This is a genomic window from Streptomyces sp. Z423-1 (assembly GCF_013009255.1).
GTDB classification, from domain to species: domain Bacteria; phylum Actinomycetota; class Actinomycetes; order Streptomycetales; family Streptomycetaceae; genus Streptomyces; species Streptomyces gossypiisoli.
Window position 1 is genome coordinate 2,826,812 of sequence record NZ_CP053109.1, and the last position, 13,009, is coordinate 2,839,820.

The 13,009-nt window shown below is 70.9% G+C and carries 14 protein-coding genes; 6 read left to right on the top strand and 8 right to left on the bottom strand.

Features of this window, described 5'->3' with window-relative positions; genetic code table 11:
- Positions 1–266 precede the first annotated feature (266 nt).
- On the bottom strand, positions 267–842 hold the full coding sequence (locus HJD23_RS12625) for a TetR/AcrR family transcriptional regulator (RefSeq protein WP_171118200.1): 576 nt from the start codon (positions 840–842) through the stop codon (positions 267–269).
- A gap of 76 nt (positions 843–918) precedes the next feature.
- Between HJD23_RS12625 and HJD23_RS12630 the strand changes: the two genes are divergently transcribed.
- From HJD23_RS12630 to HJD23_RS12645, 4 genes are all read left to right on the top strand, one after another.
- Entirely contained in the window at positions 919–1,128 is a 210-nt protein-coding gene (locus HJD23_RS12630) for a hypothetical protein (RefSeq protein WP_171118202.1), read from the top strand.
- 5 nt (positions 1,129–1,133) lie between these two features.
- Positions 1,134–1,700: a hypothetical protein gene (locus HJD23_RS12635; protein ID WP_232108013.1), complete on the top strand. Its 567-nt coding sequence runs from the start codon at positions 1,134–1,136 to the stop codon at positions 1,698–1,700.
- Positions 1,701–1,890: 190 nt separating this feature from the next.
- On the top strand, positions 1,891–2,142 hold the full coding sequence (locus tag HJD23_RS43050; protein WP_180686686.1) for a hypothetical protein: 252 nt from the start codon (positions 1,891–1,893) through the stop codon (positions 2,140–2,142).
- A gap of 216 nt (positions 2,143–2,358) precedes the next feature.
- Positions 2,359–3,594, top strand: a complete 1,236-nt coding sequence (locus HJD23_RS12645; protein WP_171118206.1) for a SpoIIE family protein phosphatase — start codon at positions 2,359–2,361, stop codon at positions 3,592–3,594.
- A gap of 54 nt (positions 3,595–3,648) precedes the next feature.
- Here HJD23_RS12645 and HJD23_RS12650 read toward each other — a convergent pair whose 3' ends face one another.
- From HJD23_RS12650 to HJD23_RS12665, 4 genes are all read right to left on the bottom strand, one after another.
- The gene (locus HJD23_RS12650; protein WP_171111920.1) at positions 3,649–4,608 is read right to left on the bottom strand and encodes a GNAT family N-acetyltransferase; all 960 of its coding nucleotides are present in this window, start codon (positions 4,606–4,608) and stop codon (positions 3,649–3,651) included.
- Positions 4,605–5,207 carry a TetR family transcriptional regulator C-terminal domain-containing protein gene (locus HJD23_RS12655; RefSeq protein WP_171118208.1) on the bottom strand — a complete coding sequence of 201 codons (603 nt, stop codon included), beginning with the start codon at positions 5,205–5,207 and terminating at the stop codon, positions 4,605–4,607. The genes HJD23_RS12650 and HJD23_RS12655 overlap by 4 nt, the downstream gene beginning before the upstream one ends.
- A 178-nt stretch (positions 5,208–5,385) precedes the next feature.
- Positions 5,386–6,918, bottom strand: a complete 1,533-nt coding sequence (locus HJD23_RS12660) for a potassium/proton antiporter (protein WP_171119230.1) — start codon at positions 6,916–6,918, stop codon at positions 5,386–5,388.
- Entirely contained in the window at positions 6,915–7,136 is a 222-nt protein-coding gene (locus tag HJD23_RS12665; RefSeq protein ID WP_171118210.1) for a hypothetical protein, read from the bottom strand. The genes HJD23_RS12660 and HJD23_RS12665 overlap by 4 nt, the downstream gene beginning before the upstream one ends.
- A 273-nt stretch (positions 7,137–7,409) precedes the next feature.
- Between HJD23_RS12665 and HJD23_RS12670 the strand changes: the two genes are divergently transcribed.
- Together HJD23_RS12670 and HJD23_RS12675 are read left to right on the top strand one after the other, a co-directional pair.
- Complete coding sequence (locus HJD23_RS12670) at positions 7,410–8,765, top strand: acyltransferase (RefSeq protein WP_171118212.1); 1,356 nt, start codon at positions 7,410–7,412, stop codon at positions 8,763–8,765.
- 183 nt (positions 8,766–8,948) lie between these two features.
- Positions 8,949–10,226, top strand: a complete 1,278-nt coding sequence (locus HJD23_RS12675) for a hemolysin family protein (protein ID WP_171118214.1) — start codon at positions 8,949–8,951, stop codon at positions 10,224–10,226.
- Between the two features lie 153 nt (positions 10,227–10,379).
- Here HJD23_RS12675 and HJD23_RS12680 read toward each other — a convergent pair whose 3' ends face one another.
- The 3 genes from HJD23_RS12680 to HJD23_RS12690 are packed head-to-tail and all read right to left on the bottom strand — an operon-like array spanning position 10,380 to position 12,994.
- Positions 10,380–11,357, bottom strand: coding sequence for a TerC family protein (locus tag HJD23_RS12680; protein WP_171118216.1), 978 nt, complete (start codon positions 11,355–11,357; stop codon positions 10,380–10,382).
- Positions 11,358–11,417: 60 nt separating this feature from the next.
- The gene (locus HJD23_RS12685; protein WP_171118217.1) at positions 11,418–12,527 is read right to left on the bottom strand and encodes an SPFH domain-containing protein; all 1,110 of its coding nucleotides are present in this window, start codon (positions 12,525–12,527) and stop codon (positions 11,418–11,420) included.
- A 29-nt stretch (positions 12,528–12,556) separates the two neighbouring features.
- Positions 12,557–12,994, bottom strand: coding sequence for an NfeD family protein (locus HJD23_RS12690; RefSeq protein WP_171118219.1), 438 nt, complete (start codon positions 12,992–12,994; stop codon positions 12,557–12,559).
- Positions 12,995–13,009 lie beyond the last annotated feature (15 nt).

The following is a 13,009-nucleotide window of genomic DNA, read 5'->3' on the forward strand; positions in this document are numbered from 1 at the left end:
CCGGCACCCGCTCGATCGCACCGGGCGCCGGGACGCGGATTTGAACTCCGTGGCCGTGACCATCATCGGCATGCCCGGCGTCCGGGGCGCCGCGATCTCCGCTCGGCGAGCACTTTGGAGCGGACTCGTCTCTGCGGCTTCTCGTCGCGAGTGGCCTCGCATTCCTCTGTCTCCGCGGGCGTCTCTTCGCCACAGCACGCACCACGGCCTGATCTACGCCCGGGACTCGGCGCCAGGACCAGCCGCACAGCGCAACGGATGGGTCGTCAGCCCTGAGGACGCAACCCAGCCAGGGTCACGGCGACGAGCCGCCGCACCGCGGCCTTGGACGGCAGGCTTGCGGCTCCGGCGAGGGCGTGCAGGCAATAGCCTGCCAACTCGTCCGGCAAGACATCGTCCCGGACCTCGCCCGCCTGAACGCCCTCGGTCAGCAACTCCCTGACGAAGTGGCGCAGATGCTGCTCGGCGTGCGTGACATGGTCACCGCTGTGCATGAGGGCGGACAGCTCGCCCCCATGGCCATGCCGCTGCTGCTGGATCAGCGCGTAGCGCTCCAGCACCGCCTCCAGCCGCTCGCCCGGGGTGCCGGGGCGGTCACAGAGTTCGGAGAGCTCGGCAAGGTGGCCGCCGATCTGCCGCTCATGCCACGCCACCAGGATCGACTCGACGTCCGGGAAGTACTTGTACAGGGTGGCCCGGCCGATGCCGCTCTGCTCGGCGATCCGCGACATCGTCACGCCCCGCAGCCCTTGCTCGGCCACGAGCGCCGCCGCGGTCTCCAGTACCGCCTCCCGTACGGCGCGGCGGTGCTCCTCGATGGTCTCGTTCCACAGCTTCGGCACCACGGCAGTGTACGGGACGACGGTCTCGAAACATCATGGCTTGACGTAGACACAGTGTCTCGATAAAAGTGGCCGCATGGAATCCGAGCCCGAGGGCCGCCCCCGCCCGACCGAGGGGACCCGTACGACCGACTCACCGACCGCCCCCTCTGACAGCGGGGCAGCCCCCGGCGCCCCGCGCTGGGTGAAGGTGTCCGGGATCGTGGCGCTCGCCGTGGTGGTGCTGTTCCTCGTGCTGCACCTCACCGGCAGTGGCATGGGACCCGGCATGCACGGCGGCCACTGATGCTGATGCCGCCGGCCCTCCGCAAACTCGCGCTCACCGCGCACGTCGCATCGTCGGTGGGCTGGCTGGGCTCGGTCGCGGTCTTCCTGGTCCTCGCGGTCGCCGGCCTGACCGGCCGGGACGCCGAGCGCGTCCGCGGCATCTATGTCGCCCTGGAGACGACCGGCTGGTACGTGATCGTCCCGCTGGCCTTCGCCTCCCTCTTGACCGGAGTCGTCCAGTCGCTCGGAACAACGTGGGGGCTGCTGCGCCACTACTGGGTGCTGGCCAAGCTCGCACTGACCGTCGTGGCCACGTCCCTTCTCCTGCTGCACATGCAGGTGGCCGACCGCGTGGCAGACACCGCAGCACGAACGAACCTGTCCAGCGGCGACCTCAACGGGATGCGGGTTCAGCTCGTGGCCGACGCCGCGGCAGCCGTGGCCGTCCTGCTCACGGCTACCGCTCTCTCGATCTACAAGCCGCGCGGCATCACCCGGTACGGATGGCGGATGCAGCACAAGCAACGGGCCGCGCGGGCCGGTGACGCCGCCACGGAGACGGCGGTCCCGGCCCGCCACTCGGCTGCATGATCATCCCCGCCCGCGTCTCGGCTCCTGGACGGGGCGGGGGTGCCTGCCGGCCGCGTCATCCGCGTCACCGACCAGGAGCCTCCGGCACCCCGGCCACCGTCAGCCTGTACGTGCAGCTGAGCATGCCCGGCGGCGAACGGCTCTCGACACCAAGACGATCGAGCACCCGACCGCGCAGGGCACCACCGAGGTGCTGTCCGCCGCGCTGCTCGTGCTGGTGCCGGCGTCTGCGGTGGTACGGCCGCGGGACTGGCCGGAGGCCGTGGTGGCGGTGCCGGCCGCCGCCGTGGTGATCGGCGCCGGCTGCGGCAGCGGGGAGTACGAACGGGCTGCTGCTGTACCTCTTCCTGGCGGCGTCGGAGGACAGGCGCGCCGCCACAGCCAGCACCAGCCCGGCAGCGACGAGGTACAAGCCAAGACGTTCCTGGGGCACTGCCGGTGACCACACCCGCCAGGCCAGCGAGGTGTAACTATCGGCCGCGAGGAAGGCCCCATTGGCTGGCGGGAGTGGACGAGCGGCCCTGGGAGATCCCACCGACCGCTGCGCCCTCGTCCCGTGCGACGCGGATGGCGGCAGGACGGCGAGCGCGCGCGCCGCGCACTGCCTAGATTGGCAAGAAGCACCCTTTGAGCAGCGGAAAGGACTGGCGCTAGACCTGTGGAACCGCAGATCGACTACTCAGCGTTGTTCGCGGCCACACCCAGTCCCTATCTGGTACTCGGGTCCGACTTGGTGATCGTCGATGTCAACGATGCGTACCTGAGGGCCACCGGGCGGAGCAGGCCGGAGCTGGTGGGGCAGTACCTGTTCGACGCCTTCCCGGACAATCCGGCGGACCCGGACGCGGACGGGGTACGCAACCTTGACGCCTCGCTGCACCGGGTCCTGCGGTCGAGAGAGCCGGACACGATGGCGGTGCAGAAGTACGACATCCCCGTCACATCCCGGCCCGGGACGTTCGAGGAGCGGTGGTGGTCCCCGATCAACACCCCCGTCCTCGGGCCGGACGGACAAGTGGCGTGGATCATCCACCGAGTGGAGGACGTGACCGCCTTCGTCCTGTCCCGCCCGTCCCGCCCACAAAGCGGTACGCTGAGCGAGCGCGAGGCGATGGAGGCCGAGCTGTATGCGCGATCGCGGGAGCTGCAGCGCCTGAACGAAGAGTTGCGCCAGGCACACGCACGGGAACGCCAGGTCGCCGTCGCTCTGCAGGAGGCCATGCTGCACGCGCCCGACCTGGCCCGGCACCCGAACGTCGCGGTTCGCTACCTGCCCGCAGTCGGGTCGCTGAACGTGTGCGGCGACTGGTACGACCTGGTCGACCTGCCCAATGGCTGCTTCGGCGTAGCCGTCGGCGACGTCGTCGGCCACGGCCTGGAGGCCGCCGCCGTCATGGGCATGCTCCGCAGCGCACTGAGCGCCGCAGTCCGTGCCCTGCACGAGCCCGCGAAGTCGCTGGAAGTCCTCGGCCTGTACGCCCGCTCGGTGGAGGGGGCGGTAGCCACCACCGCTGTCCAGGTCGTGGTCGACACCCACCATCACCGGATCACGTACAGCAGCGCCGGCCATCCCCCGGCCGTCCTGCTGCATCCCGACGGAGGCTGCGACCTGCTCGATGAAGCGACCGACCCGCCCCTGGGCGCCCGCCCCAAGCACCTCACCCGCCCGCACGCCGCTCGGCCCTACGCCCCCGGCGACACCCTCGTGTTGTACACCGACGGCCTCATCGAGCGCCGTGGCGAGGACATCGATGCCGGCCTGCACCGGTTGACCGACGCCCTGGCCCGCTACGCCGGCATGGGCCCCGACCGCCTCTCCGACGCGCTACTGGCCCGCCTCGGCGTGGCCGGCGGCTCCCGTGACGACATCGCCCTGGTCGTCGTGCACCTGTAGCACCACACACCCATAGCACCGCAAAAAGCCCCGCACCAGTGCCTCCGCTGATGATCAGCGGCTTGGGGCCGGTGTTGGCTCCGCGGTGTCGGCCGGGCCGGCGGCGAGTGTGTGAAGGTCGCGTCGCCAGGCCGCTTCGTCCATAAGTGTTCCGGCGGTGCGGTACTGGTGGATCTGGGGGGCGTTGGGCAGGGCGTGGGCGACCTCGGCGACCGATACCGGGCGGAATCCGAGTCGGGTCCAGAAGGCTCCGGCTCCCGTGGAGAACAGGTAGGCCGTGCGGGCTCCTTGCGCGGCGGCGTCCGTGAGCGCGTGTTCGACCAGGCGTCGTGCGGCGCCGCAGCCGCGCAGGTCGGGGCGGACGGCGACGCTGCGCAGCAGCACGTGGTCGTCCTGGCGTTCCCAGCCCAGGGCCGCGGCGGGGCCTGCGGTGTCCCGGGTGAGCCAGTACCGGCTTCCGGGCGCGAGGACGTCCTTGGGGGAAAGGCCCTGTCCGGCGAGGAAGGTGGACAGTTCGCCCCCGTCCCACTCCGGCCGGGCCGGTCTGGGGAGCGGGAGGGGTTTGGCGTAGCAGCGGCTGAGCGTCTTGTGTTCGTACGGCGGGTAGTTGGGGATCGGCTGGTAGCCGGCGCGGGTGTACAGGGCGATGGCTTCGGGCTGGTGGACGGCCGTCTCCAGGCGCATCTCGGGGTGGCCGAGGGCGGTGGCGGTGCGTTCTGCCTCGGCCAGGAGGCGGGCGGCGATGCCGCGGCCGCGGGCCTCGGGGACTACGTACATGCGCTTGAGTTCGGCGGCGGTGTCGGGGGAGGGAAAGGGCTGGACGGCACAGCAGCCGATCGGGCGGCCGTCGGCCTGCGCAAGCAGGAAGCGGATGGCGGGGCGCAGGTGGGAGCCGCCGGTGCAGGGCTCGTCGGGGTAGCGGGCGGCGAGGTCGTCGTCGAGGGCGCGGACCAGTTGCCGGACGCTCGGGTGGTCGGCCGCCGCGGCGGCGATGGTGAGATCGGGGGTGGTCACAGGGTGCGGTTTCCTTCGAGGATCAGGTCCAGTTGTCTGTCCAGGACGCGCCGTTGGACGTCGGGCGGGTAGGCGTCCGGATCGGTGACGGCGTTCAGGGCCAGGCCGTCCAGGCATGCGACGAGGGCGCGCACCCGGTCCTCCAGGTCCCCCGGCTCCGGCTCACCGGGGAGTGCCGCGCGCACCAGAGCGGTCAGTCGGCGCACCCAGGAGGCGTGGCTGACGGAGTGCTCGCGCAGGAGTTCCGGGTCGGTGCGGGTGGTGAGCAGGAAGGACGACCACACCACGGCCTCCAGGTGCCGTTCCTCGTCCAGCGGCAGTGCCTGCTCGGCCACGGCGTACAGGTGGGCCCGCGGGTCTGCGTGCCGCACGGGCATCGCGTCGATGCGGTCCGCCATGCGGCGATGCATGACGGACCGGGCGTGCGCCAGGAGCGCCTTCTTGTCGCGGAAGTAGTGGGTGACCATGCCCGTCGTGCACCCGGCGGCGGCGGCGACCGCCCGCAGTGTCAGCCCCTCCAGCCCGCTCTCGCTCACGACCTGCCAGACGGCACCGGAGATCTCGGCGCGGCGCTCGGCATGGTCCACCTGTCGAGGCACGAGGCCCTCCTCTTCGCGTAACGCGTGTTGCGTAACGCATGTTACGCGATGGTCGGGTGCCAAGGCCAGGGGGTCGGCCGGGTCTGGTCCTGCGTGCCCCTGGAGGCCAGGCGCTCATCCGACGTGTACGCCGGCTGAGTGGCCGGGCGAACGCCGGGGTGCCCGGCCATAGCAGTGGTTACGGCGTGGCGTCGGACGCCGGGGCGGCGGTGGGGCCCGGGTCGCCGTGTTCGCCGAACCAGCGTGCGAGTTTGCCGCGGCGTCCGACGGCGCGCAGTCGTCGCTCAGCGGCCTCCCGGGTCTGCGGCGTAGTGATCAGCAGTAGCTCGTCACCGGTGCGGAGCACGGTGTCAGGTCCGGGAACGAGGGCGGTGCCGTCGCGGACGACGAGGGTGAGCACGGTCGGCGGCGGCAGGCGGAGTTCGAAGACCGCCACACCCTGCAGGCGGGAGCTCGGCGGGACGGTCACGGTGAGCAGGTCCGCGTCGAGCACATCCAGCGGCGCGGTCTCGACCTGGACGTCGCGCAGGGCATCGGAGCGGGTCAAACCCAGGCCGCGGGCCGCGGCCGGCAGGGCCGGGCCCTGGATGAGGGTGAACAGGACGACCAGGACGAAGACGATGTCGAGCAGGTCCTGGGCGCCATCGACGCCCGCGACGACGGGGAACGTGGCCAGCACGATCGGGACGGCGCCGCGCAGCCCGGCCCAGGAGATGAACGCCTGCTCGCGCCACGGCACGCGGAAGGGGCTCAGGCAGGCGGCGACGCAGGCGGGGCGGGCGGCGAGCAGCAGCACGAGGCCGGTGACGATGGCGGGCAGGATCGCGGAGGGCAGCTGGCGTGGGGTGACGAGCAGGCCGAGCATGACGAACAGGCCGATTTGGGCCAGCCAGCCGGCGCCTTCGGCGAAGGAGCGGGTGGCGGCGCGGTGGGGGAGCTTGGCATTGCCCAGCACCAGGCCGGCGAGGTAGGCGGCGATGATGCCGCTGGCGTTCACGACGCCGGCGGCGGCGAAGGCGAGGATGCCGAAGCCGAGCGTGGCCAGCGGATACAGGCCGGTCGCCGGCAGGGCGATGCGCCGGAGCGCTGCCGCGCCCATGCCTCCGAGCACCACGCCGAGCAGCCCGCCCACGGCCAGCTGGTAGACGACGTTGCCGGCGATGTACCCCGCGCCGGGCAGCGCGGAGGTGGCGGCGGAGAAGACCATCACCAGGATGATGGCCGGGGCGTCGTTGAAGCCGGACTCGGCCTCCAGCAGGCCGGTCACCTTCTGCGGCAGCGGCAGCGAGCGCAGCACGGCGAAGACGGCCGCCGCGTCGGTGGAGGCCACGATCGCCCCGAGCAGCAGCGCCAGGTGCCAGTCCATGCCCAGCAGCCAGTGCACGCCCGCCGCGGTGACGACCACCGACACGGCGACCCCGACGGTGGCGAGCACCCCGGCCGGCGCCAGAAGGCGCCTGATGTCGCTCCACTGGGTGGTCAGGCCACCCTCGATGAGGATGACCGCCAGCGCGGCGGTGCCCAGCGCTTGTGCTAGCTGCGCGTCATCGAAGTGCAGGCCGATGACGTCCTCGCCGGCGATCACGCCGACGGCGAGGAAGAGCAGCAGGCCGGGCAGACCGACGCGGTGGGCGGCGCGGGCCGCGGCGATGCTGGCCAGCAGCACCGTGCCGGCGACCAGCAGTGTCAGGTACAGCTCCTGGAGCGTCACCAGGCCGCCCCGGCTTTCCCGCCGCACGGACCGAGCCGAGAGCATGCGAAGCCGTAGCCCTCACTGCGCCAGGTGAACAGCCCACCACCAAGGGCCATCGACGCCCAGGCCACCGCCGCGACCATGGCGGCCACGTCCCGCACGGCACGGCGGAGCCGCCGCTGCGGCCAGGGCACCGGCGCCGTGCCCCCGGTGTGAGCGGCCAGCGGGAACAGCACCGCACCAACTCCTCCATGGGTCACCGACGCGCCGATTCGCGGCCATTCCGCACCGCTCGGTCCTGGGTACTGTTGCCCGGATCGACGCCCCATGGGTTCCCGGTGGTGCGGCCGACCATCCCTATAGGTAGGGCAGACGGGTCATCCCTATAGGTAGAAGACAGGGACGGGCAGGTGCGGTTCCGGATCCGGCGCAGACCGACCTCGCCGGTGTACGCGAGATCCGGTGGGTGGTTGCGATCTTCGTCAGCCGCCCGTTCCTATGATGGCCACATGCCCGGCCTGCGCGAGCTCGCGGAGCGCACACCGCCGCAGCGGGAACGCTACGTCGACCTGCTGAGGGCGCTCGCCATCCTCATCGTGGTGCTCGGCCACTGGACGGTCATCGTCGTCACCGGCGGGGCGGACGGCCTGGACGGCTTCAGCGCCCTTCAAGTGCTGCCGTGGGGCCGCCCGATCACCTGGCTGGTCCAGGTCATGCCGGTGTTCTTCATGGTGGGTGGGTTCGCCAACGCCGCCTCGCTGACCTCGCACACCCGTCGGGGCGGCGACGTCACGGACTGGCTGCTCGACCGCAGCGCGCGGCTCGTACGGCCGACGACCGCGCTGCTGGTGACACTCGCCGCCGCCGCTCTGACCGCCCGGCTGGCGGGCGTCGATCCCCGCCAGGTGGGCCAGGCGGTGTGGCTGGCCTCCATCCCCCTGTGGTTCCTGCTCGTCTACCTCGTGGTGATCTTCCTGACGCCGCTGATGCACCGCCTGCACCGGCGGGCGCGTCTGGTCGTGCCGCTGGTGCTGGTCGGGCTGGTCGCCGCGGGGGATGTGGCGCGGCTGGCGTTCGACGCGCCGATGCTGCAGCTGGGCAACTTCCTGTTCGCCTGGCTGGCAGTGCACCAGATCGGCTTCGCCTGGCAGGACGGGACGCTACCGGTCCGGCCCGGGGTGGCCGTGCCGCTACTGGTGGGCGGTGCCGGGCTGGCGGTGCTGCTCACGGTGACCGGCCCGTATCCGGTCAGCATGGTCGACTATGCCGGCATGCCGCTGCGCAATCTTTCGCCGCCGACGCTCGCGCTGCTGGCGTTGGCCACGGCTCAGCTCGGGCTGGCACTGCTGCTGCGCGACGCGGGCGATCGGTGGATGCAACGGCTCGGGGCGTGGATGGCCGTGATCGCCGTGAACTCGGTGATCCTGACCGTGCTGCTGTGGCACATGAGCGCGTTCGTGCTCGTCGCCGCGGCCGCGTACGCGTCCGGCCGGGTCCCGCTGCCCCAGCCTCCGGGGGACACGGGAGCGTGGCTGCTGTGGAAGCTGCCCTGGCTGGTCGGGCTCTTCGCCGTGCTCGGCGCGTTGGTGGCGGTCTTCGGCCGGATCGAGAGGCGCGGCCTGCGACGCGGCGACCTCACCTCGCGCAGTCGGTGGACGCCCAGGGCGCTCCGCCGGCCCGGGCTGCGCGCCACCGCGACCACCGCCGGCTACGCCGCCTGCGTGCTCGGCCTGCTCGGCGTGGCCGACGCCGGTCCGGCCGACCACGGTCCGTTCGGGCTGCCGACCGCAGCCCTGGCCGGCTTCCTGGCCGGCGCGGCCCTCCTCCGCGGGGCCCGCGGGGCAAGGGACCGCCGGGCCGGATGAGGCAGCCGAGGAGCCTGCGTCGGCCCGCCCCGGCCCGGAGGTAACACGCCAGCAGCACGAGCGTGCTTCCGCTCGATCGGGGCGCCCGATCCATCCCACAGCAGCTCGGCGCCTCCGCTACGCCGGTACGGGGTGCCGCCGCCGTGCACGGCGCCAGGTGCCCTCTGATGGCACTGTGACGTTATGGACGGCTACTGGTTGACTCTCGCACTCGTTGCCGCGCTGATCGTGCTGAATGCCCTGTTCGCCGGGAGTGAGATCGCGCTGATCTCGCTGCGGGAGAGTCAGGTGAAACGCCTGGGCCGCGGCGGAGGAGCCGCCGCCGCTCGGCTGGTGCGCCTGACGGAGGACCCCAATCGGTTCCTGGCCACCATCCAGATCGGCATCACCCTGGCGGGATTCCTGGCCTCGGCCACCGCAGCGGTGTCGCTGGCCGAGCCCCTGGTGCCCACCCTGGGCTTCGCCGGGCGGGCCGCCGAACCGCTGGCGATCGGCCTGGTGACCTTGGTCCTGACCTTTGTGACCCTGGTGGCGGGCGAACTCGCGCCCAAGCGTCTGGCCATGCAGTACGCACAACGGTGGGCGCTGTTGGCGGCCACGCCTCTGGATGTGCTGGCCACCGTCTCCCGTCCGGCCGTATGGGCCCTGAGCAGGACCACCGACCTGGTCGTCCGCCTGTTCGGCGGCAATCCGCGCAAGGCCGAGCAGCCCCCCAGCCCCGAAGAACTGCGCGACATGGTCGTCGGCCACCGGGGCCTGACCACCGAGCAGCGCACCATCATCTCCGGCGCCCTGGAAATCCACGAGCGGCCCTTGCGTGCCGTCCTGATCCCGCGCCGCTCGGTGTTCGCCCTGCCCGACGGCATGCCGGCCGCGCAGGCCCGCCTCAAACTGGCCCACTCCGGGCACTCCCGTGCCCCGGTCCTTCGAGCCGGCCGCATCGACGAGGTCATCGGCATTGTTCACCTGCGCGACCTGATCACCAGTGAGGACAGCACCGCGGTCGCCGGCCTCGCCCACCCCGCGCCCTTCTTCTCCGACTTCATGAAGGTCTCCGAAGCGTTGCGGCGCCTGATGGCCGCCCGCCAGCAGTTCGCCGTCGTGGTCGACGAGCACGGCTCGGTCGGAGGCATCGTGACCATCGAGGACCTGTTGGAGGAGATCGTCGGCGAGATCTACGACGAGACCGACCGCGATATGACGACCGTGCACACACAGCGCGATGGATCCCTGGACCTGCCCGGCAGCTTCCCCCTCCACGACCTGCCCGACCTCGGGGTGGACGTCGGCGACCTCGACCACGGCTCCTACACGACCGTCGCCGGCCTGGTCCTGGCCCGATTGGGACACCTGCCGCAGCGTCCTGGGGAGAGCGTCCAGCTCGCGGGCTGGGTCATCGAGGTCACCGGCATCCACCGGCACGCCATCACGACCGTCCGCCTCCGACCGCCGCGTCGCTAGGGCCTGTCCGGCGGATCAGGTCGGAGGGAACCAACGGTGCCGCATCAGCGCAGGTGAGCGGGGTCTGGTGCGTCGAGCTGCAAGGACCGGGCGCCCATACGGGCACGAAGATCCCGAGCGTCTTGTGCCGCCCGTGCTGCGTGCAAGCGCTTGTCAGGGTTCGGGCGGCGGCGGGTCGGGGCGCTGCTCGGGCATGGGTTGGACGGGCCGCAGCAGGCTCAGCCCGACGGATGCGGCCAGGACGACGACGATGACGGCCAGGCTCACCGGGGAGGGGATCTCGGGGACGGCGGGACTGATGATCTTGTGGGACGCCTGGAGGACGAGCTTGACGCCGATGAAGGACAGAATGATCGCGAGGCCGACGTTGAGGTAGTGGAAGCGGTCCAGGAGCCCGGCGAGCATGAAGTACAGGGCGCGCAGGCCGAGGATCGCGAACGCGTTGCTGGTGTAGACGATGAAGACGTCATCGCTGATGGCGAGCACGGCGGGCACGCTGTCCACGGCGAAGATCAGATCGGCGGCTTCGATGGCGGCCACGACCGCGAGAAGCGGCGTACCCACGCGCCTTCCCGCCTCCTTGACGAAGAATCTCGTGCCGGCGTACTCGTCCCGTACCGGGACGATCCTTCTCAGCGCTCTCACGGCGAAGCTGTTGCCGGGGTCGAAGGACTCCTCCTCTTCTTTGAGGAGCTTGTAGGTGCTGTAGAAGAGGGCGGCGGCGAAGGCGTAGAGGACGGCGGTGAAGCGGCTGACCACGGCGACGCCGAGGGAGAGGAAGATGGCGCGGAAAACCAGGGCGCCGATGACGCCGAAGAACAGCACACGGTGCTGGTAGGCGCGGGGCACCCTGAAGTAGGCGAAGATCACGGCGAAGACGAAGAGGTTGTCGACCGACAGGCTCTTCTCCAGCAGCCAGGCGGTGGTGTACTCGGTACCCGCCGTCGTGCCGACGACGGCGAAGACGACACCGCCGAAGAGCAGCGCGAGGCCGACCCACAGACCGCTCCAGGCCGCCGCCTCCCTGAACCCGATGACATGCGCGCTGCGATGGGCCAGCAAGTCCACCGTCAGCGACACCACCACGGTCACGGCGAACGCCAACCACAGCCAGAGCGGGACGTCGTACACGTGGCCACCCTCCCCGCGGGCGGTGCCGGGATGAGCCGACCCTCACATGCGAGGGTGGGGTCAGTCGCCGGACGTCCGCCCCCGGCGCGGCACCTGGGCCGTCTTCGCGGCCTCGGCCTCCGCCTTGGCGTCGCTCACCGCGGCGGCGGCCTGCTTCTCGGCCTCGTCAGCAGCCGTGGCGGCGTCGAGGGAAACCGTCGAGCCTGCATCGAGCTGCGGAATCCGGGTTTCGTCCGACGTGCCGTGATCGTCGGCGGTGGCCGCTTGCTCAGGTTGCACAGGTTGGGCAGGGCCTGTCGTCGACTGGTCGCCGAACGCTCGGGTGACGGTCCGCACTGCCTCGGTCAGCTCCCCCGGGATCACCCAGAACGTGTTGTTGTCGCTGCCTGCCAAGTGCGGGAGCGTCTCGAGGTACTTGTAGGCCAGGACCTTCGGATCGGCATTGTTGCGATGGACGGCCTGGAAGACGAGCTCCACCGCCTTGGCCTCGCCGTCCGCCCGCAGGATCATGGCTTGCTGGGTGCCCTGCGCCTCCAGGATGTCACTCTGCTTCGTGCCTTCCGCGGTAAGGATCTTGGCTTGCCGCTCCCCTTCGGCGTGCAGGATGGCCGCGCGCTTGTCACGCTCGGCCCGCATCTGCTTCTCCATCGCTTCCTTGATGGTGTGCGGTGGATCGATGGCCTTGATCTCGACACGGTTGACCCGGATGCCCCACTTGCCGGTGGCGTCGTCGAGGACGGCGCGGAGCCGGGAGTTGATCTCCTCACGCGAGGTGAGCGTCTCCTCCAGGTCCATGCTGCCGATGACGTTGCGCAGCGTGGTCACGGTGAGCTGATCGATCGCCTGGAGGTAGTCAGCGACCTCGTAGGCCGCCGCCCGTGGGTCCGTGATCTGGTAGTAGAGCACGGTGTCGATGTTCACCACGAGGTTGTCCTCGGTGATCACCGGCCTGGGGTCGGACGAATAGACCTGCTCGCGCACGTCGAGTTTGGTGTTGATGCGGTCCGCCACCGGCAGGACCAGGTTCAGGCCGGGCTGCAGCGTCCGGCGATATCGGCCGAACCGCTCGATGTTGTAGCGCCGCGCCTGCGGGACGATCCGCACAGTGGAGGCCACGAGGAAGACGACGACAATGGCCGCCACGAGAGTGAGGATGACAACTGGCTCCACAGTGCCTCCGTTGCTGTGCGTTCAGCCGTTCATGGAAGGAGTTCGCGGGGGTAGACGATGGCCGTGGCGCCCTCGATCTCCATGACATCCACCAGCGCTCCCACCGGGATCACCAGGCTTTCGTCGTAGGCGCGGGCGGACCACTCCTCGCCGGACAGTTTGATCAGGCCGTGGGTCGCGGTGACCTCCTGCATGACCTCGGCCCGCTTGCCGATCAGCGCATCACTGCCCTCGTGGGTGAGGGGTTGCTGTGCCATATGCCGCAGCGCGACAGGACGGACGACGAAGAGGCCCGCAGCCGCTGCTGCTCCGAAGGCAATGAGCTGGCCGAGAACGCCGATGCCCACACCAGCGACTACGGCGGCAACCAACGCGGCGCCCGCCAGCAACCCGAAGACCAGTGTCAGGGTGAAGAACTCCGCGGCACCCAGCGCCGCGGCGGCGAGCAGCCATACGAACCACGGCATCGAATCGCCCTCCTC